Origin of the sequence: Streptomyces sp. NPDC020801 (assembly GCF_044334385.1) — a bacterium.
In the GTDB taxonomy this organism is placed as follows: domain Bacteria; phylum Actinomycetota; class Actinomycetes; order Streptomycetales; family Streptomycetaceae; genus Streptomyces.
Genome location: NZ_JBIRST010000006.1, coordinates 147,446 through 166,154, shown reverse-complemented (window position 1 = coordinate 166,154; position 18,709 = coordinate 147,446). Strand labels below are relative to the sequence as shown.

The 18,709-nt window shown below is 69.3% G+C and carries 17 protein-coding genes, 1 pseudogene and 1 riboswitch; of the genes and pseudogenes, 9 read left to right on the top strand and 9 right to left on the bottom strand.

Annotation, left to right across the window (positions count from 1 at the left end):
* Positions 1-109 precede the first annotated feature (109 nt).
* Positions 110-743, top strand: a pseudogene (locus ACH4UM_RS14885) (HAD family hydrolase).
* A gap of 60 nt (positions 744-803) precedes the next feature.
* On the opposite strand, the gene ACH4UM_RS14880 reads toward ACH4UM_RS14885, so the two are convergent.
* The 5 genes from ACH4UM_RS14880 to ACH4UM_RS14860 all read right to left on the bottom strand — a co-directional run bounded on the left by ACH4UM_RS14880 (position 804) and on the right by ACH4UM_RS14860 (position 4,567).
* Positions 804-1,286 (bottom strand): NUDIX domain-containing protein, encoded by a 483-nt coding sequence (locus ACH4UM_RS14880; protein WP_398178061.1) that lies wholly within the window; start codon positions 1,284-1,286, stop codon positions 804-806.
* An 89-nt stretch (positions 1,287-1,375) separates the two neighbouring features.
* Entirely contained in the window at positions 1,376-2,281 is a 906-nt protein-coding gene (locus ACH4UM_RS14875; protein WP_398178058.1) for a LysR family transcriptional regulator, read from the bottom strand.
* Between the two features lie 230 nt (positions 2,282-2,511).
* Positions 2,512-3,693 (bottom strand): cystathionine gamma-lyase, encoded by a 1,182-nt coding sequence (locus ACH4UM_RS14870; protein ID WP_398178055.1) that lies wholly within the window; start codon positions 3,691-3,693, stop codon positions 2,512-2,514.
* Entirely contained in the window at positions 3,690-4,181 is a 492-nt protein-coding gene (locus ACH4UM_RS14865) for a low molecular weight protein-tyrosine-phosphatase (RefSeq protein WP_398178052.1), read from the bottom strand. The genes ACH4UM_RS14870 and ACH4UM_RS14865 overlap by 4 nt, the downstream gene beginning before the upstream one ends.
* Positions 4,182-4,189: 8 nt before the next feature.
* Positions 4,190-4,567: a phage holin family protein gene (locus ACH4UM_RS14860; RefSeq protein WP_398178049.1), complete on the bottom strand. Its 378-nt coding sequence runs from the start codon at positions 4,565-4,567 to the stop codon at positions 4,190-4,192.
* A 48-nt stretch (positions 4,568-4,615) separates the two neighbouring features.
* Here ACH4UM_RS14860 and ACH4UM_RS14855 point away from each other — a divergent pair, with 48 nt between their 5' ends.
* The 4 genes from ACH4UM_RS14855 to ACH4UM_RS14840 all read left to right on the top strand — a co-directional run bounded on the left by ACH4UM_RS14855 (position 4,616) and on the right by ACH4UM_RS14840 (position 6,967).
* The gene (locus ACH4UM_RS14855; RefSeq protein ID WP_398178047.1) at positions 4,616-4,933 is read left to right on the top strand and encodes a cupin domain-containing protein; all 318 of its coding nucleotides are present in this window, start codon (positions 4,616-4,618) and stop codon (positions 4,931-4,933) included.
* A gap of 180 nt (positions 4,934-5,113) precedes the next feature.
* Positions 5,114-5,326 (top strand): DUF5326 family protein, encoded by a 213-nt coding sequence (locus ACH4UM_RS14850; RefSeq protein ID WP_398178044.1) that lies wholly within the window; start codon positions 5,114-5,116, stop codon positions 5,324-5,326.
* A gap of 196 nt (positions 5,327-5,522) precedes the next feature.
* Positions 5,523-6,431 carry an IclR family transcriptional regulator gene (locus tag ACH4UM_RS14845; protein WP_398178041.1) on the top strand — a complete coding sequence of 303 codons (909 nt, stop codon included), beginning with the start codon at positions 5,523-5,525 and terminating at the stop codon, positions 6,429-6,431.
* Between the two features lie 98 nt (positions 6,432-6,529).
* The gene (locus ACH4UM_RS14840) at positions 6,530-6,967 is read left to right on the top strand and encodes an SsgA family sporulation/cell division regulator (RefSeq protein ID WP_398178038.1); all 438 of its coding nucleotides are present in this window, start codon (positions 6,530-6,532) and stop codon (positions 6,965-6,967) included.
* 112 nt (positions 6,968-7,079) lie between these two features.
* Here the strand turns inward: ACH4UM_RS14840 and ACH4UM_RS14835 are convergent, their stop codons facing one another.
* Positions 7,080-8,606 carry a YibE/F family protein gene (locus ACH4UM_RS14835; protein ID WP_398178035.1) on the bottom strand — a complete coding sequence of 509 codons (1,527 nt, stop codon included), beginning with the start codon at positions 8,604-8,606 and terminating at the stop codon, positions 7,080-7,082.
* A gap of 71 nt (positions 8,607-8,677) precedes the next feature.
* Positions 8,678-8,855, top strand: a riboswitch (TPP riboswitch).
* Between ACH4UM_RS14835 and thiC the strand changes: the two genes are divergently transcribed.
* Entirely contained in the window at positions 8,848-10,653 is a 1,806-nt protein-coding gene (gene thiC / locus ACH4UM_RS14830) for a phosphomethylpyrimidine synthase ThiC (protein ID WP_398178032.1), read from the top strand. Its footprint overlaps the riboswitch before it by 8 nt.
* Positions 10,654-10,877: 224 nt before the next feature.
* Here the strand turns inward: thiC and ACH4UM_RS14825 are convergent, their stop codons facing one another.
* The 3 genes from ACH4UM_RS14825 to ACH4UM_RS14815 form a co-directional block, all read right to left on the bottom strand.
* Complete coding sequence (locus ACH4UM_RS14825) at positions 10,878-11,741, bottom strand: hypothetical protein (RefSeq protein WP_398178029.1); 864 nt, start codon at positions 11,739-11,741, stop codon at positions 10,878-10,880.
* Positions 11,742-11,923: 182 nt separating this feature from the next.
* Positions 11,924-13,036, bottom strand: coding sequence for a metallophosphoesterase (locus tag ACH4UM_RS14820; protein ID WP_398178026.1), 1,113 nt, complete (start codon positions 13,034-13,036; stop codon positions 11,924-11,926).
* 183 nt (positions 13,037-13,219) lie between these two features.
* A complete protein-coding gene (locus tag ACH4UM_RS14815; RefSeq protein ID WP_398178023.1) occupies positions 13,220-14,332 on the bottom strand; it encodes a LacI family DNA-binding transcriptional regulator in 1,113 nt (370 codons plus the stop codon).
* 422 nt (positions 14,333-14,754) lie between these two features.
* On the opposite strand from ACH4UM_RS14815, the gene hisC reads away from it, so the two are divergent.
* From hisC to cydB, 3 genes are all read left to right on the top strand, one after another.
* Positions 14,755-15,834 (top strand): histidinol-phosphate transaminase, encoded by a 1,080-nt coding sequence (gene hisC, locus ACH4UM_RS14810; RefSeq protein ID WP_398178020.1) that lies wholly within the window; start codon positions 14,755-14,757, stop codon positions 15,832-15,834.
* A gap of 302 nt (positions 15,835-16,136) precedes the next feature.
* Positions 16,137-17,645, top strand: coding sequence for a cytochrome ubiquinol oxidase subunit I (locus ACH4UM_RS14805; protein WP_398178017.1), 1,509 nt, complete (start codon positions 16,137-16,139; stop codon positions 17,643-17,645).
* A gap of 20 nt (positions 17,646-17,665) precedes the next feature.
* Positions 17,666-18,670, top strand: coding sequence for a cytochrome d ubiquinol oxidase subunit II (gene cydB, locus ACH4UM_RS14800; RefSeq protein ID WP_398178014.1), 1,005 nt, complete (start codon positions 17,666-17,668; stop codon positions 18,668-18,670).
* Positions 18,671-18,709 lie beyond the last annotated feature (39 nt).

The following is an 18,709-nucleotide window of genomic DNA, read 5'->3' as shown; positions in this document are numbered from 1 at the left end:
CGGGGGAGACGGATGTGGTTTTGGCCATGTCGTGGCGGCCCGCTCAACCTGTGGACAGATGCCGTACGTTTCACGTGAAACGTTGGCGGCCGCCTTACCCTCAGGGGCCATGGGGACCCTTCGTCTCTTCGACCTCGACGGCACGCTGCTGTGGGGAACCAGCGCACCGGTGGAGATCCCCCGTCAACTCGGCCTGGAGGCCAAGACGGTGGCGCTCGACCGGGCGATCTCGGCCGGACACATCGAGCCGCCGGAGTACGCGAGGCAGGTACACGCCCTGTGGGCGGGGCTCACCGAGGCACATGTGACGGCGGCCTTCGAGAAAGCCCCGTGGCTGGACCGTGTCCGCGAGGTCTGGGCGGAGATCAGGAGGCGGGGGGACTACTGCGCCGTCGTCTCCCTGTCGCCCTCCTTCTTCGTGGAACGGCTGGCTCACCGGCTGGGGCGCGCATGCGGCACACAGTTCCCGCTTTCCGGCCGTGCCCTTCACCGAGCCCCTGGACCCCGCCGGGGTTCTGAACGCCGCGGCCAAGGTGCGGATCGCCGACCTGCTGTGCGCGGAATTCGGGGTGAGGAGGGACGACTGCATCGCCTACGGCGACTCGTCCTCGGACAAGGACCTGTTCGGTGTGGTGCCGGTGTCGGTCGCGGTCAATGCCGACCGGCACCTGTCGGGCCTCGCGACCCACTCGTACGTCGGGTGTGACCTGTGGGATGCCTACACCCTGGTGCGCGCGGTGTGAAGCGCTCCGTAACGGCCCGAGGTGCGCGCCGACGCACCAGCCGAGTGACTTGCCCTGTCGTCAGCCCAGGTCGGGAGCGTGCATCGCGCGTACGCCCTCGATGTTTCCGTCGAGATAGTGCCGCAGCGACAACGGGACGAGATGGACGGAGGCGATCCCGACGCGGGTGAACGGCACCCGGACGATCTCGTACTCGCCGGTGGGTTCGTCCACCTCGGGGCCGTGCCGCAGGGACGGGTCCATGGACTCCAGGCGGCACACGAAGAAGTGCTGCACTTTGACGCCGGTCGCGCCGCCGTCCTCGCCGATGTGCTCCACGGTGTCCACGAAGCAGGGCACCACGTCGGTGATCTTGGCGCCGAGCTCCTCGTACACCTCACGGTGCAGGGCGTCGACGACAGTCGTGTCCCCGGGCTCGACCCCGCCGCCGGGAGTGACCCAGTAGGGATCGACGCCGGGCTTGGTGCGTTTGATCAGGATCAGGTCGTCGCCGTCGAGAAGGACGGCGCGGGCGGTGCGCTTGACCACGGGTCGGACGGTCATGGGAGAAATGTGGCCCGGCTGGTTCCACGTGAAACATCGCGAAACGTCACCAAGTGAGCTCGTCGGGTGACGGGCCGCCCCGGGTGGGCTCAGCACCATGCCGCAGCCGCACGCAGCAGCCACTCGTGGGCCCGCGCGATGTGGGGCATCGCCAGCGTGCCGGTGCGCACCACCAGGAAGTACGTCCGCAGGGGCGGCACCGCCGGTTCATACAGGGCCACCACGTCACCGCGCTTGAGCGCGGCGGCACACAGATAGCGGGGCAGCACCGCCAGCCCGGCGCCGGCGACCGCGCAGGCGAGGACCGCGCGCAGATCGGGGACGATCACGGTTCCGGACGCGGCCGGACGGGAGTCGAAGACCGAGGCCCAGTAGCGGGAGACGAAGGGCAGTGACTCGTGGACCTCGACAACGGGGACGTTCTCCAGGGCGGGCACGTCCTTGCCGCGCAGCCTGGTGGAGCCGGCCTCCTCCGCCCAGCGCGGGGCGGCGACCAGGACGTGCTCCTCGTCGCACAGCGACGCGGCGGTGAGCAGCGCTCCGCGCGGCCGGGCCGTGCTGATGGCCAGATCGTGGTGTCCGGCGGACAGTCCTTCCAGGGTCTCCTCGGCGGTTCCGAAGGAGGCCCGCAGCGCGAACCCCTGTCCGTCGTCGCCGGCCAGTTCGGTCAACGCGGGAAGCGCCCGTTCGGCGGTGAACTCCGGTGGCCCGGCCAGGTGCAGCGTCCGTAAGGAGGACTCCTCGTCCAGGCCCGACTCGGTGATCTCCACCAGTGCGTCCAGGTGCGGCGCGGCCTTGTGGGCGAGCTCGTCGCCGATGGTCGTCGGTGTCACACCGCGGGCCTGGCGCAGGAACAGGGGGCGGCCCAGCTGCCGTTCGAGGGTGCGGATCTGAGAGGTGACCGCCGGCTGGGACAGGCCGAGCAGCGCGGCGGCCCGGGTGAAGGAACCCGCCCGGTGCACGGTCACGAACGTACGCAGCAACGCCAGATCCACGGCGCGCCCTCCCCTCTCGGTGCCCTTCCCCCCAGCCCCCCGGGACGCGCCCAACTATAAATATGTCGATAGGTCTCTGTCGCTACCGTGATTGGACACTGACACAGAGTCAACTAGCCTTGTTCGCGCGGTTCTTCGCGCGCGGAACCGAGGACGGTCCGAGCCACGAGGGGGGAGGCTCGGACCGTCCGTTGTGCGTAGCCGGACAACGGACGGTGTCCGGGAGACGGTCAGGTGGCCGACTCGTCCAGCGCACGCAGCACATCCGCCACCAGGTCCTCGGGGTCCTCGGCACCGACGGACATGCGGATGAAGCCGTCCGGCACCGCGTCCCCGCCCCAGCGACCGCGCCGCTCGGCCGTGGAGCGCACCCCACCGAAGCTCGTCGCGTCGTCCACGAGCCGCAGCGCGCCGAGGAAACGCTCGGCACGCGCGCGCGAGGGCAGAGTGAAGGACACCACGCACCCGTAGCGCCGCATCTGCTGTGAGGCGATCTTGTGCGAGGGGTCGTCGGGCAGCCCCGGATAGCGCAGCCCCGTCACCTCGGAACGGCCGCGCAGCGCCTCGGCGAGTGCCAGGGCGGAGGCGTTCTGCCGGTCGACGCGCAGCTGCAGGGTGGCGATCGAACGGTGTGCGAGCCAGGCCTCCATCGGTCCCGGGATCGCACCCACGATCTTGCGCCAGCGGCGTACGGCCGCCATGGCCTCGCCGTCGCGCCCGGCGACGTAACCCAGCAGGATGTCGCCGTGCCCCGAGAGCTGCTTGGTGCCGCTGGCCACGGAGAAGTCCGCGCCGAGCGCCAGAGGCCGCTGCCCGAGCGGCGTCGCGAGGGTGTTGTCGACCGCGACCAGGGTTCCACGCGCGTGTGCCGCCTCGACCAGCCGCCGGATGTCGCACACGTCGAGTCCGGGGTTCGACGGGGACTCGATCCACAGCAGCCGCGCACCGTCCAGCACATCGAGCTGGGCGTCCCCGCCGGTCGGCGCGGTGCGCACCTCGATGCCGTAGGCCTGAAGCTGTTCCCGTGCCAGCGGCAGCGCCTGGTAGCCGTCGTCGGGCAGCACGACCGCGTCGCCCGTGCGCAGCTGGGAGAAGAGCACCGAGGAGATGGCAGCCATGCCGGAGGCGAACACCAGTGTCTCGACGCCGTCCCGCCCGGGCGCCTCCAGCTCGCCGATGGCCCGCTCCAGCAGCGTCCAGGTCGGGTTCTCGTCCCGGCCGTAGGTGTACGGGCCCGTCGGGTCGCCCGGCAGGTGGAAGTGGGCGGCGAAGACGGGCCCCGGGTGGGCCGGCTCGTGCTTGACCGGCTCGGGCAGCCCGGCCCGCACCGCGCGCGTGCCGTCACCGGCGACGAGGGGAAGGCAGGTCTCCTTCCGCGTGCCGTCCCGGTCGTCCGCAGCGGAATCGTTCATGCCGCCCGTCCCTTCACAAGCTCTCGTACTGCGGCGAGCAGGCCGGCGCTCGCCGCCTCAACCATCTCAAGGCACTCCTCGAAGCCGTCCGGGCCCCCGTAGTACGGGTCCGGCACATCGAGATCGTGACCTGCGGAAGGGTCGTAGGAGCGCAGCAGCAGCACCTTCGCCGCGTCCTGCTCCGTGGGCGCCATGCGACGCAGCGCCCGGAGATGACCGGAGTCGAGGGCGATCACCAGGTCGAGACGGGCGAACCAGGACGGCTGGAACTGCCGTGCGGTGTGATCACTGCCGTAACCCCGCTCCTCCAGGACGGCCACGGTGCGCGGGTCGGCGCCGTCACCCTCGTGCCAGCCGCCCGTGCCGGCGCTGTCGGCCTCGATCAGGTGGTCCAGGCCGGCTTCCCCGACCCGGGCGCGGAAGACGGATTCGGCCATCGGGGACCGGCAGATGTTGCCCGTGCAGACGAAGCAGACGCGGTAGGTCATCGGGTGGCTCAGTCCTCGTCCGGGAGCACCATGTTCAGCGCCCAGGAGACGACCGAGATGATCAGGCCGCCGACGACGGCGGTCCAGAAGCCCTCGACGTGGAAGCTGAGCTGGAGCTTGCCGCACACCCACGAGGTCAGCAGCAGCATCAGCGCGTTGACCACCAGCGTGATCAGGCCGAGCGTCAGGATGAACAGGGGAAAGGTGAGCACCTTCAGGATCGGCTTGACCAGGAAGTTCACCAGGCCGAACACCAGGGCGACGACGATCAGTGTGCCGGCCTTCTTGGCGGTGCTGTCACCGGTCAGGGTGATCTTGTCGAGCAGCCAGACGGCGACCGCCAGGGCGCCCGCGTTGGCGATCGTCTTGACTACGAAATTCTTCATGTGTCTGATCGTGGCAGACCAGATCGACTACGAACACGGGCGAGGACGATGAAGGCATTCCGGCTGGACGAACTGGAGGCGGAGCGGGCCGCCAACGAGGGCGCCTACCTCCAGTTCCTGCGGGAGCGGAACATGTCGGTCGGTCTGTACGCGCTCGGCGCGGGCGACCACGACCCGCAGCGGCCGCACAACCAGGACGAGGTGTACTTCGTCGTGAGCGGCCGCGCCTCGATCACGGTCGGTCTTGAGACGACCGAGGTGGCGCGCGGCAGCGTGGTGTACGTGCCGGCCGGAGTCGCGCACAAGTTCCATCACATCAGCGAGGATCTGCGGGTCCTGGTGGTGTTCTCTCCACCGGAAGCCTGAGGCGCCGTCTCGGGGTTCCCTAGGGGAACGGTCAGGGGAGGACAAGGGATGCGGAGCCCCCGTCGGGCCCCCTCCCGGCCCTAGCATCGAGTGCAGGACATCGACAGGGCCCGGCACCGGACGGTGCGGGGCACCGACAGGACCCGGCACAGGGCGGGCGGAGAGGTAAGGACGAGGGCAATGCGAGAGATCTTCGCGGGTCTGCCGTGGTGGGTGAAGTGGATCGCGGTGCCGGTCATCGCCCTGGTCGTCTTCGGCGGCGTGATAGCGAGCGTGGTCGGCTTCGTGGTCTACCTGCTGTTCAAGGTGCTGATCTTCGTGGCCCTCGTCGGCGGGCTGATCTACATCGTGCGGAAGTTCATGTCCAGCTCGTCCTCGCGCGGCGACTGGTGAGCACCGAGGGACACCGGTGACCGGTAACGGGAATCGCCGGTTCCCTCGCGGGGGGGAAGTTTTCCGCACGGGCCGTCTGTGAGCGGTGACAGGCGGATAGGGTCCGGAAATCGACGCGGGGGCTGGCCCCCGCGGGCGGCGTAACCCCACCCGTGTTCCCCGCACGGGCTGCCCCCTCGCGCTACGGGAGTGACCCTTGGCCACGGTTGACACCGCACCCGCAGAACGGCACACGCCGCCCGCACCCAGGGCGCCGTCCGCCTCCACTGCACTTCCCGCGCAGCCGCGCTCCGCGGCCCCCGTGGAGCAGCCCCGCGCCAAGGTGCCGGAGCAGCAGCGGTCCCGGGCGTCCGAGGCGCCCCAGACCCTCATCGGATCCGTGCAGCGCGCGCTGCGCCTGCTGGAAACCGTCGCCCGGCACGAGCACGGGGCCCCCGCCAAACAGCTCGCCCGCGAGACCGGACTTGCGCTTCCCACCGCTTATCACCTGCTGCGCACACTCGTTCACGAGGGGTATCTGTACCGCGACCGGGGCCTGTTCTTCCTCGGTGAGGCGGCCGAGCGGCTGAGCAGCAGCGGAGCTGCGCAGAAACGTCGCAGCACGGTCGTCGACACGCTCGCGCGGTGGCGAGATTCGATCGGTGCCCCGGTGTACTACGCGATGTACCGCGACGGCGAGATCGAGGTCATCTGCGTCTCCGACGCCCCGGGCACCCCGGCGGTCGAGGAGTGGGCCGACTTCCGTGAGACCGGGCACGCGCATGCGATCGGCCAGTGCCTGCTGTCCCAGCTGGACGAGAGCGCCCGCCGTGACCATCTCGACCGCTATCCGGTGCAGTCCCTGACCCCGTACACCGTGCGCGACGACCACACCCTGCTCCGCCGCCTGGAGCGGATGCGGCGGATGGAGCCGGTGACCGAGCGGCAGGAGTACGCGCTGGGGACGGTCTGCGCGGCGGTCCCGATCACGGTGGGCACCGCGGCGGCCACCATGGCCCTCTCCCTGCCCGTCCATCAGGCTGACCGGCTGCTACCCGCGGCTCGGCAGCTGCAGAGCGAGGTGGGGCGGAGTCTGGGCACCCTCGCGCTCTCTATCAGTATCTGAAAACTCACTCCTTGTGATCTGCTGTGTACGTTCAGCAAGATGCCACCAGTGTCATGGGGATGATTCCCGGCCAGTCGACGGCAGATGACGGGGTAGCGATGCGCGAGTCCGTACAGGCAGAGGTCATGATGAGCTTTCTCGTGTCCGAGGAGCTCTCCTTCCGCATCCCGGTGGAGCTGCGGTACGAGACCTGTGATCCCTATGCCGTGCGGCTGACCTTCCATCTTCCCGGCGACGCCCCGGTGACCTGGGCCTTCGGGCGGGAGCTGCTGATCGACGGGGTGGGCACGCCGTGCGGGGACGGCGACGTGCGGATCTCGCCCGCCGACACCGACTCGCTGAGCGAGGTCCTGATCCGGCTTCAGGTGGGCTGCGACCGCGCGCTGTTCCGCTCCTCCACGGCGCCGCTCGTGGCGTTCCTCGACCGCACGGACAAGCTGGTGCCCCTGGGACAGGAGGGGGCTCTGGCCGACTTCGACGCCCACCTCGACGAGGCCCTGGACCGCATCCTGGCGGAGGAACAGAGCGCGGGCTGAAGCGTTACGGCAACGACGAGTGCGGTGGCGTAACGCTTCACCTCAGCGCCGGGGACGCTGAGCGACAACACCCCGCGCCCGAGACCGCGTCACCGCCGGCGGCGACACCGCGTCACCGCTTGCGGCGTCTCCCTCTTGTGCCGCGCGCCGGAGCCGGCACGGCGGCCGACGCCGCGGTCTGCTCCGCCGGGCGGTCGGCCGAGACCACGAGAGCCGCGAGCGCCGTGGTGACCGGCACCGAGGCGACCAGGCCGATCGAGCCCACCAACGTCCTTACGATCTCCTCCGCGACGAGTTCGCTGTTGGCGACAGTCGTCACGCTGCTCTGCGCGATGGAGAACAACAGCAGCAGCGGAAGCGCGGCGCCCGCGTACGCGAGGACGAGGGTGTTGACGACGGAGGCGATGTGGTCGCGTCCGATGCGGATGCCGGCGCGGTACAGCCCGCGCCAGCCCATGGCCGGATTGGCCTCGTGCAGTTCCCAGACCGCAGACGTCTGCGTCACCGTCACGTCGTCGAGGACACCCAGCGAGCCGATGATGACTCCGGCGAGCAGCAGACCACTCATGTCGATCGACGGATACAGGCCATGGATCAGGCCGGTGCTGTCATCGGTGTTGCCGGTCAGCGCGGCCCACTCGATGAACAGCGAGCCCAGAACGCCGATCAGCACCAGTGAGATGAGCGTGCCGAGCACCGCCACGGATGTGCGGGCGGACAGGCCATGACACATGTACAGGGCGATCAGCATGATGGCGCTCGAGCCCACCACCGCCACTACCAGTGGGTTCGAGCCCTGCAGGATCGCGGGCAGGACGAAGAGGTCCAGCACCAGGAAGCTGATGGCCAACGCGATCAGAGCCATGACGCCGCGCATCCGCCCGACGACCACGACGGCGAGTGCGAAGATGCCGGCCAGCAGCGCCACCGGGAAACGCCGGTTGACGTCGGTGACCGAGTACTGCAGATCCTTGGGGGCGGAGGGCTCGTAGGCGACCACGACCTTCTCGCCCTGGTGCAACTGCCTTGACTGGTCCGGCTGCACGATCTCGGTGAACGTACGGCCCTTGCCCTTGCCGGTGTCCACCCGGATCGTGGCCTTCTTGCAGCTGCCCGAAGCCTTCGCCTGCGCGGAGGAGCCCTCGGCGGTGGAGGTGTCGCCGATGGGCGTGCCTCCCGAGGCGTTCACCGACTTGCAGCTCACCTGGACCACCTTGGCGACCGTGGCCTGCTGCGTCTGCCGGTCGAAGCCCACACCGGTGCGCTCGCGCGAGGGGGCGCCGCCGGGCCACAGTACGGCCAGGCCGACCAGCACAACCGCGGCGAACGGGATCAGGATCGCCGCGATGACCTTGCGGAGGTGCTTGGAGACGGGGGTGGCGGGCCCGTGGCCATGGCTGTGCGAGTGTCCGTGACCGCCCCCGGCCCCCGGTGCGTGCCCGTGCGCGAGCCCGTCTCCAGTCCCCGGTCCGTGCCCGTGCGGGTGCGCGGGCACGGCATCGGTCTCGGGGCCGTGCCCGCCCTCCGGGCCGTAGCCGTGCTCTCGACCGTATGCCTGGCCCTGCCCTTCGCCGTGCCAGGAGCCTTGTCCGTGGCGCGGGTCGGGAGGTGGATGGGGGAACTGCTGGGTCGTGCTCACCGCCAGATCATCGCAACAACGGCAGAGGCCCACTGTTCACCGCGCCACAAATGACGCTAGCGTGGAGACACCTTTGCACACGCGGGAGCTCGGAGCACCGGGCTGAGAGGGCGCTGACCTCCGTCTTTGCGATGTTTCACGTGGAACGAGTGGTGTCTCACATGAAACGCCGACAGACGGGAACCGCTGCGTCGACCGCCGAACCTGTTACCGGGTAATGCCGGCGTAGGGAGTAGGTCTCATGACCAACAAGGACGCACGCACGCCTGCCTCCACGCAGATCTCCAGCGACGGGGAGCACACCGCTCCCAGCGGGGAGGCCGGGAAGTCCATCGGCTGGCACAAGGCGTACGTCGAGGGTTCACGCCCCGATCTGCGCGTGCCGGTCCGTCAGGTGCACCTCACCAACGGGCAGTCGGTCACGCTGTACGACACATCGGGCCCGTACACCGATCCACTCGTCGACACCGATGTCCGCAGGGGCCTGTCGCCGCTGCGGGAGAACTGGATCATCTCCCGTGGCGACACCGGGGAGTACGCGGGCCGTCCCGTGCGTCCCGAGGACGACGGCGTCAAGCACACCTCGCCGCGCGGGGGCCTGCGCAATCTCGACGCGGTCTTCCCGGGACGGCCGCGCCAGCCGCGCCGTGGCCGTGAGGGCCAGGCGGTGACCCAGCTGGCGTACGCACGCCGCGGCGAGATCACTCCGGAGATGGAGTTCGTGGCGATCCGGGAGAACGTTTCTCCCGAGGTCGTCCGTGAGGAGATCGCGGCGGGCCGCGCGGTGCTGCCCGCCAACGTCAACCATCCGGAGATCGAGCCGATGATCATCGGCAAGCGGTTCCTGGTGAAGGTCAACGCCAACATCGGCAACTCCGCGGTGACGTCATCCATCGAGGAGGAGGTCGAGAAGATGACCTGGGCGACCCGCTGGGGCGCCGACACGGTCATGGACCTGTCCACCGGTCGCAACATCCACACCACCCGCGAGTGGGTGCTGCGCAACTCCCCCGTGCCCATCGGCACGGTGCCGCTCTACCAGGCCCTGGAGAAGGTCGACGGCCGGGCCGAGGAGCTGACCTGGGAGATCTACAAGGACACGGTCATCGAGCAGGCCGAGCAGGGCGTGGACTACATGACCGTCCATGCCGGCGTGCGTCTGGCGTACGTGCCGTTGACCGCGAACCGCAAGACCGGCATCGTCTCGCGCGGCGGCTCGATCATGGCGGCCTGGTGCCTCGCGCACCACAGGGAGTCGTTCCTCTACGAGAACTTCGAGGAGCTCTGCGAGATCCTCGCCGCCTACGACGTCACGTACTCCCTCGGCGACGGCCTCAGGCCCGGCTCCATCGCGGACGCCAACGACGAGGCGCAGTTCGCGGAGTTGCGCACGCTCGGGGAACTCAACGCGATCGCCAAGCGTTTCAACGTACAGACCATGATCGAGGGCCCGGGACACGTCCCGATGCACAAGATCAAGGAGAACATCGACCTTCAGCAGGAGATCTGCGATGAAGCTCCGTTCTATACGCTCGGCCCGCTGACGACGGACGTCGCGCCGGCGTACGACCACATCACCTCCGGCATCGGTGCCGCGATGATCGCCTGGTGGGGCACGGCGATGCTCTGCTACGTCACGCCCAAGGAGCACCTGGGCCTGCCCAACCGGGACGACGTCAAGACCGGCGTCATCACCTACAAGATCGCAGCCCATGCGGCCGACCTCGCCAAGGGGCACCCTGGTGCCCAGGACTGGGACGACGCGCTGTCCGACGCCCGCTTCGAGTTCCGGTGGGAGGACCAGTTCAACCTCGCCCTCGACCCGGACACGGCACGGGAGTTCCACGACGAGACGCTTCCGGCGGAACCCGCCAAGACCGCCCACTTCTGCTCGATGTGCGGGCCGAAGTTCTGTTCGATGAAGATCTCGCAGGACATCCGGCGTGAGCACGGCACCACACAGACCGAGGTCGAGGAGGGCATGGCGCAGAAGTCGAAGGAGTTCGCCGCCGCGGGCAACCGGGTGTACCTGCCGATCGCGGACTGACTCTTGCCCGGCCATCCGGCCATCCGGCGCTCCGTGAGGTCCGCGCCCGCTTCCCGGACGGTCCCGGGGGCAGGCGAGCCTTCCGGGGTGGCGAGGCGGGACGGTGGGGCGGCGACCGGGCGGGACGCTCATGGCATGTGGGCGTCCCGGCGGCCCCGGCCGTCGTCCGCAGGGACGGGACGGGTGCCCCGGGTTGCGCGGCCCCTGCGGGCGCGGCGGGCGGCTCACTCCGGCTGGTGTTCCGGTCCTCCGAAGTCCGGGCTGGTGAAGTCCGGGCTGCTGTAGCTCGGGCGGCGGCTCGGGACTCCGTCGTCGGGGCTGCTGAACCCGGGCCGGTCGTACCCGAGTTGCGGCATGCGGCTGGTCGGTGCCGACGGGGCCCCGCGGTGGAGTGCGGCTGGGTCGGGGTCGGCGAGCGCCTCGCGCAGAAACGGCAGGATCCCGCGTTCGAGCAGGGCGTCGTGCCAGGCCTCCCGGGCGCGGGTGACCTCCTCGCCCAGTCCGCCGTACGGCCCGGCCTCGAGCGAGGGGCGGTTGCGCAGGGCGGTGAGCAGCAGTCCGACGGCGGCGGCGAGGATCGCGGCCGCGGTCACGGCGCCGAACACCCAGCCGGCAGTGATCATGGTCTGGGCGAACGCCGGGGCCGGGTCGAGCATCCTCAGGACGTAGCCGACGAGCAGGAAGAGGGCCGCGGCGATGCCGGCGAGGACGGGAGCGAGTACCGCGACGACGGCGCCCGCGCCCGCGCCGCTGGTCTCCGCGACCTCTCCCACCGTGGCGGCCAGTCCCGCCGCGGTCCCGCCGGGCTCGGCGGGAGAGGTCTCCTGCATGGAGGAAGGAGCGGCGGGCGCCGGACGGCGCAGCTCCTCACGGATCTTCACATAGTGGTGGTACTCGGTCGACGCGGCCGCGGTGATCAGAGCGGTGGCGTTGAGCGCCATGGTGCGTAGTTGTTCCGGGTTGAGCCGCTTTCCCACGGCGGCCAGTTCCGGGCGGTGTGGGGCGGAGCGCAGCGCCTCATCGAGGATCCGCTCGTATTCCTGGCGGTCCTCGTTCAGCAGGTGCTGCGGAACGCTGTTCATGTGCATCCCCCGATGCTCCGTAGGGCTTGGGGCTCGCATGGCGGCGAGCCGTCGGGCAGAAACGGAGGGGAGCCTGCTACGGATAAGCCGATGGTAGAGCCGTGACGGCGCGCGGTGACAGGGGGTTTCCACAAATTGGGTGCCGACCTGCACAGGCCGTCACCATGAGGCGGCCGTCCGGTGAACGGTCAGCTTTCCAGGGGAAGTTGCTGGACCAGCAGCTTTCCGGCCATGGTCACGCCGCCGTCCATGGCGATGGCGAGTCCGTCGGCGTAGACGTGCGGTCCTTCCACCACCGGGTCCGCCGTCTCCTCGCCGTCCTCGGAGCCGACTTCGCCCAGCAGGTAGGGAATGGGGCTGTGGCCGTGAACGATGCGGGTGCCGCCGTACGTATCGAGCAGGGAGCGTACGGCGTCGGCGCCGCCCTCGTCGCGGAAGGAGAAGCGCTTGGTGAACTTGCGGAACAGGTCCCACACCTCGTCCGCGTCGTTGCGCGTGAGTGTCTCGCGGACGGTGTCGTTGACCGCCTCGATCGAGTCGCCGTAGTCGAGATAGGCGGTGGTGTCGGAGTGGACCAGCAGGTAGCCGTCGACCTCCTCGACCGCGTCGAGGCGGGCCATCCACTGCAGATGGTGGTCCTGGAGCCGGTCCATGTCGGACTTCTGGCCGCCGTTGAGCAGCCAGGCCGCCTGGAAGGTGGCGGTGCCCGCACCGGAGTTGACGGGGGTGTCGCCGAACCGCTTGGCGCCCAGCAGCAGCAGTTCGTGGTTGCCCATGAGTGCCTTGCAGTAGCCGCCGGCCGCGGCCGCCTCGGCGGACAGCCGCATCACCAGCTCGATGACGCCGATGCCGTCCGGGCCGCGGTCGGTGAAGTCGCCGAGGAACCACAGCCGCGCGGTACCCGCGCACCACTGGCCCGCGGAGTCGACGAGCCCCTTCTCCTGGAGGGCGTCGACCAGCTGGTCGAGATAGCCGTGCACGTCGCCGACGACGTAGAGGGGGCCGGGGCCGGTGGCGGGCTGCGGGGCCGGTGCGGCAGCCGGGTCCACGGTCACCTGAACCGTGTCACCGCGGTTGATGACGGGCAGGTCGCGCTGGGTGGGCGTGTACGCGTCCGGATAGCCCTCCTCGACCGCCGGGTGGCCCTCCTCGGCCGGTCGGACGGTTTCGGCGGGGTGCGCGCTGTGGGCGTACGGACCGGTCTCGTTCACGTACGCGGGCACCCGGAAGTCGCGCAGCGTCGCCGTCCGCTCCACCTCGGGTCCCTGACCGGCCCCCTGAGTCATCGACCCCTCCACCATCGCGCCGCAGCTGCACCGCTTCGGACTGCCTGGTCGCAGCGGCCCGCGGTGTCGTGGGCCCATCATAGGAATGCGGATCGCGCCATGTGATGACCCAGGGGTGGTGAATCGGAGCAGGACTCCGGTTCACCGGGGCTTTCGCCCCTATTGGGCGGTCTTCGGCGGCCCCGCGACGGCCGTGTCCTACCGGCCCTCGGGTGTCCGAGGCGGGCTGACCGTCGTGCGCGGCGGGCGCCGCTGGGACGAGGTGCGCACGATCAGCTCGGTCGGTATGACCTGCTCGACCGGGTGATCCGAGTCGACCCCTTCGATCGCGTCGATGAGGAGCTGGACCACCGCCGTGCCGATGCGGCGCGGCTTCAGGGAGAGCGTGGTGATGGGCGGCTCGGTGTTGGCATACACCGTGGACTCGCTGCAGCACACCAGCAGCAGGTCCTCGGGGACGCGCAGGCCGTAGCGGCGGGCCGCGGCGAGCAGGTCGGTGCCGTTCGGGTCGAACAGCCCGTAGACCGCGTCGGGGCGGTCCGGGCGCGCCAGCAGCCGGTCGGCGGCCACGGCGCCCGCGCACGGGTCGTGAGCGGGGTAGGCCTCGTACACCGGGTCCTGGCCGACGCGCTCGCACCAGTGCAGGTAGGCGGTGGTCGACAGATGGGTGTACGTGTCGGTCGTGGTGCCCGTGAGCAGGCCGATGCGGCGGGCGCCGGCCTCGGCGAGGTGGTCGAGGATGCCGAGGACGGCGGCCTCGTGGTCGTTGTCGACCCAGGCGGTGACCGGGAGCGAGCCGGCCGGGCGGCCGTCGCTGACCACCGGTAAGCCCTGCCGGACCAGTTCGCTGACGACCGGGTCCTGGTCGGAGGGGTCGATGACGACCGTGCCGTCCAGGGCGACGTTCGACCACACGTCGTGGCGCGAGGTCGCGGGCAGGATCACGAGGGCGTAGCCGCGGGCGAGCGCGGCCGAGGTGGCGGCGCGGGCCATCTCGGCGAAGTACGCGAACTCGGTGAAGGTGAAAGGTTCATCCCCGTACGTCGTCACGGTGAGGCCGATGAGGCCCGACTTGCCGGTACGGAGCGTGCGGGCGGCGGCCGAGGGTCGGTACCCCAGCCGGTCGGCGACCTCGCGGACATGGCGCCGGGTGGCGTCCGGGAGCCGGCCCTTGCCGTTTAGGGCGTCGGAGACGGTCGTGATGGAGACTCCGGCGGCGGCGGCCACGTCTCTGATGCCCGCCCGGCCCGGCCGACTGCCTCGACGTGAGGTTTCCGCGCGGCTCACCTGGTGCTTCCCTGCTGCTGTCATGGCGAGCCGATAGTAGGGCTCATGCGGTGGGGTAGTGCGGACGCATATGCACGCATTGACAGGCACGTTTCTGCATGGTCATTACGGTTCAACTTCTTTAGAAAGTAAGGAAGTTAAGCGATCCGAGACCAAGACGTGGTGTGGTGGCGCGCATGGGCCTGCCTAGCCTGCGATGTCTCGAAGAGGTCTCAACTCACCTGCACGGGGGATGCGCGCCACGGCGTGAGCCACCGGCGCGTAGATATATGTGTGGTGCGCCCCCCAATTCGTACACGTTCGTACAGCGGTGCCCCTGATGCCAGAGTGACCAGTGGGGTCGTGCTCGCCCACGGGTGATGGCCGCCGACCCATTCGCAGCGGCGCCCAATCCTCATAAGGTGAGCAGTATTGAAAAGCCGGTGGTGGTCACAAGGAGGACTGCGGTGAGCGAGACGAGCCCGAAGCTGCGTGCCGAGCTGGAGGGTATTCCCACCTACAAGCCGGGCAAGCCCGCCGCGGCCGACGGTCCGGTGGCGTACAAGCTGTCCTCCAACGAGAACCCCTACCCGCCGCTGCCGGGTGTGATGGAGACGGTGACGACGGCCGCCGGCTCCTTCAACCGCTACCCGGACATGGCGTGCACGGCCCTGATAAACGAGCTGGCCGAGCGCTTCGGTGTGCCGGCCTCCCACGTGGCCACCGGCACCGGTTCCGTCGGCGTGGCGCAGCAGCTGATCCAGGCCACCAGCGGTCCCGGCGACGAGGTCATGTACGCCTGGCGGTCCTTCGAGGCCTACCCGATCATCACGCAGATCAGCGGGGCGACCTCCGTGCAGGTGCCGCTCACGCCGGGCGATGTGCACGACCTGGACGCGATGGCGGACGCGATCACCGACCGCACCCGCCTGATCTTCGTCTGCAACCCGAACAACCCGACCGGCACGGTGGTGCGGCGGGCCGAGCTCGAGCGCTTCCTCGACCGCGTCCCCGGCGATGTACTCGTGGTCCTCGACGAGGCGTACCGCGAGTTCATCCGTGACCCCGAGGTGCCCGACGGCGTGATGCTGTACCGGGAGCGGCCCAACGTCTGCGTGCTGCGCACGTTCTCCAAGGCGTACGGTCTCGCCGGGCTGCGGGTCGGCTTCGCGATCGCCCATGAGCCGGTGGCCGCGGCGCTGCGCAAGACGGCGGTGCCGTTCGGCGTCAGCCAGCTGGCGCAGGAGGCCGCGATCGCCTCGTTGCGCGCCGAGGACGCACTGCTGGGCCGCGTCGGCTCACTGGTGTGCGAGCGCACACGCGTGGTCGACGGGCTGCGCGCACAGGGCTGGACGGTGCCCGAGACGCAGGCCAACTTCGTGTGGCTGCGGCTGGGGGAGCGCACGGTCGCCTTCGCCGAGGCCTGCGAGCAGGCCGGCGTGGTGATCCGGCCGTTCGCGGGTGAAGGCGTGCGAGTGACCGTCGGAGAGGCCGAGGCAAACGACATCTTCCTGAAGGCGGCGGAGGCGTTCCGCAAGGAGGCCTGAGCGCCGCGGTTTCACAACACGACCGGGTCGTCGGTGCGGGCCGCCGCCAGGAGGCGGAGGTGCCGTCGGCCCGGTCGAGGACATGGTGACCGGGAAGTCGCCTGGTCAGGTGCGGGGGCCCAAGCGTCAGGGACCTTCCGTCCCGCCCCTGGGACCCCCCATCCCTCACCTCGAACGGCCATGCGTCATAATTGCTTGTGAATGTGAACGCGTTCACAAGCGCGTCTGATTGCTCCCGTGATGTGCGTTACATCCGATCGGACGGCAAGCTGTGACCGCGGCGAGGTAAGGAGAGTGACGACGTGGACCTGGCTTTGGCGCCGGAGACACTGGCGCGCTGGCAGTTCGGCATCACCACCGTCTACCACTTTCTGTTCGTCCCCCTGACGATCTCGCTGGCCGCCCTGACGGCCGGGTTGCAGACGGCCTGGGTGCGCACGGAGAAGGAGAAGTACCTCAGAGCCACGAAGTTCTGGGGCAAGCTCTTCCTGATCAATATCGCGATGGGTGTGGTCACCGGCATCGTGCAGGAGTTCCAGTTCGGCATGAACTGGTCGGACTACTCCCGCTTCGTCGGTGACATCTTCGGCGCCCCGCTCGCCTTCGAGGCCCTGATCGCGTTCTTCTTCGAGTCCACGTTCATCGGACTGTGGATCTTCGGCTGGGACAAGCTGCCCAAGAAGATCCACCTGGCGTGCATCTGGCTGGTGGCGATCGGCACGATCCTGTCGGCGTACTTCATCCTCGCGGCCAACTCGTGGATGCAGCACCCCGTCGGCTACCGGATCAACCCGGCCAGGGGGCGGGCCGAACTCACCGACTTCTGGGCGGTCCTGACCCAGAACACGGCGCTCAGCCAGGTCTTCCACACGCTCTCCGCGGCCTTCCTCACCGGCGGGGCCTTCATGGTCGGCATCGCCGCCTACCACCTGGCCCGCAAGAAGCACATCCGGGAGATGAAGACCTCGCTGCGGCTCGGCCTGATCACCGTCGTGATCGCCGGTCTGCTCACCGCCGTCAGCGGTGACGTGCTCGGCAAGGTCATGTTCAAGCAGCAGCCGATGAAGATGGCCGCCGCCGAGGCCCTCTGGAACGGCCAGGACTCCGCGCCGTTCTCGATCTTCGCCTACGGCGATGTGGAGAAGGGCCACAACACCGTCGCCATCGAGATTCCGGGCCTGCTGTCCTTCCTGGCCAACGACGACTTCACCTCGCGCGTCCCGGGCATCAACGACGTCAACAAGGCCGAGCAGCAGAAGTTCGGGCCCGGCGACTACCGGCCCAACATCCCTGTCACCTTCTGGGGATTCCGCTGGATGATCGGCTTCGGCATGGCGTCCTTCGCCCTCGGCCTGGCCGGGCTCTGGCTGACCCGCAAGAAGTTCCTGCTGCCGCAGCATCTGCGGGTCGGTGACGACGAGGTGCCACACCTGGTCCTGTTCAAGGACAAGGCGCTCAGCCCGAAGCTCACCACCTGGTTCTGGCGCATCGCCGTCTGGACCCTGGCCTTCCCGCTGATCGCCAACTCCTGGGGCTGGATCTTCACCGAGATGGGCCGCCAGCCGTGGGTCGTCTACGGCGTGCTGCAGACCCGGCACGCGGTCTCCCCCGGGGTCTCCCAGGGTGAGGTCCTCACCTCGATGACCGTCTTCACCCTGCTCTACGCGATCCTCGCCGTCGTCGAGGTGAAGCTGCTCGTGAAGTACGTCAAGGCCGGCCCGCCCGAGCTCACGGAGGCCGACCTCAACCCGCCCACGAAGATCGGCGGCGACTCCCGTGACGCCGACAAGCCGATGGCCTTCTCGTACTAGGCCCAGGGAGCTGCACAGTCATGGAACTGCACGACGTCTGGTTCGTCCTCATCGCCGTCCTGTGGACCGGCTACTTCTTCCTGGAGGGCTTCGACTTCGGGGTCGGCATCCTCACCAAGCTGCTCGCCCGCAACCGGTCCGAGAAGCGGGTGCTGATCAACACCATCGGCCCGGTCTGGGACGGCAACGAGGTCTGGCTGCTCACCGCGGGCGGCGCGACCTTCGCGGCCTTCCCCGAGTGGTACGCCACTTTGTTCTCCGGCTTCTACCTGCCGCTGCTCGTCATCCTGGTCTGCCTGATCGTGCGGGGCGTCGCCTTCGAGTACCGGGCCAAGCGGCCCGAGGAGATGTGGCAGCGCAACTGGGAGACGGCCATCTTCTGGACCTCGCTGATTCCCGCCTTCCTGTGGGGTGTGGCCTTCGGCAACATCGTGCGGGGCGTGAAGATCGACCGGAACTTCGAGTACGTCGGCAGTGTCGGGGACCTGCTCAACCCGTACGCTCTCCTCGGCGGGCTGGTCACCCTGACCCTGTTCACCTTCCACGGGGCGGTGTTCACGGCTCTGAAGACCGTCGGTGACATCCGGGAGCGGGCGCGGAAGCTGGCCCTGCGCGTGGGCCTGGTGACCGCCGCGCTGGCGCTGGCCTTCCTGCTGTGGACGCAGGCCGACACGGGCAACGGCAGGAGCCTGGTGGCGCTGGTCGTGGCCGTGGCTGCCCTGGTGGCCGCGCTCGCCGCCAACCAGGCGGGACGGGAGGGGTGGTCGTTCGCCTTGTCGGGGGTCACGATCGTGGCCGCCGTGGCGATGCTGTTCCTCTCTCTCTTCCCGAACGTCATGCCGTCCACGCTCAACGCCGACTGGAGCCTGACGGTCACCAACGCCTCCTCCAGCCCGTACACCCTGAAGATCATGACCTGGTGCGCGGGGATCGCCACGCCGATCGTCCTGCTCTACCAGGGGTGGACCTACTGGGTGTTCCGCAAGCGGATCGGCACGCAGCACATAGCCGAGGCCGCGCACTGAGTCCGTCCGGGGGTGTGTTTCACGCGAAACACACCCCTG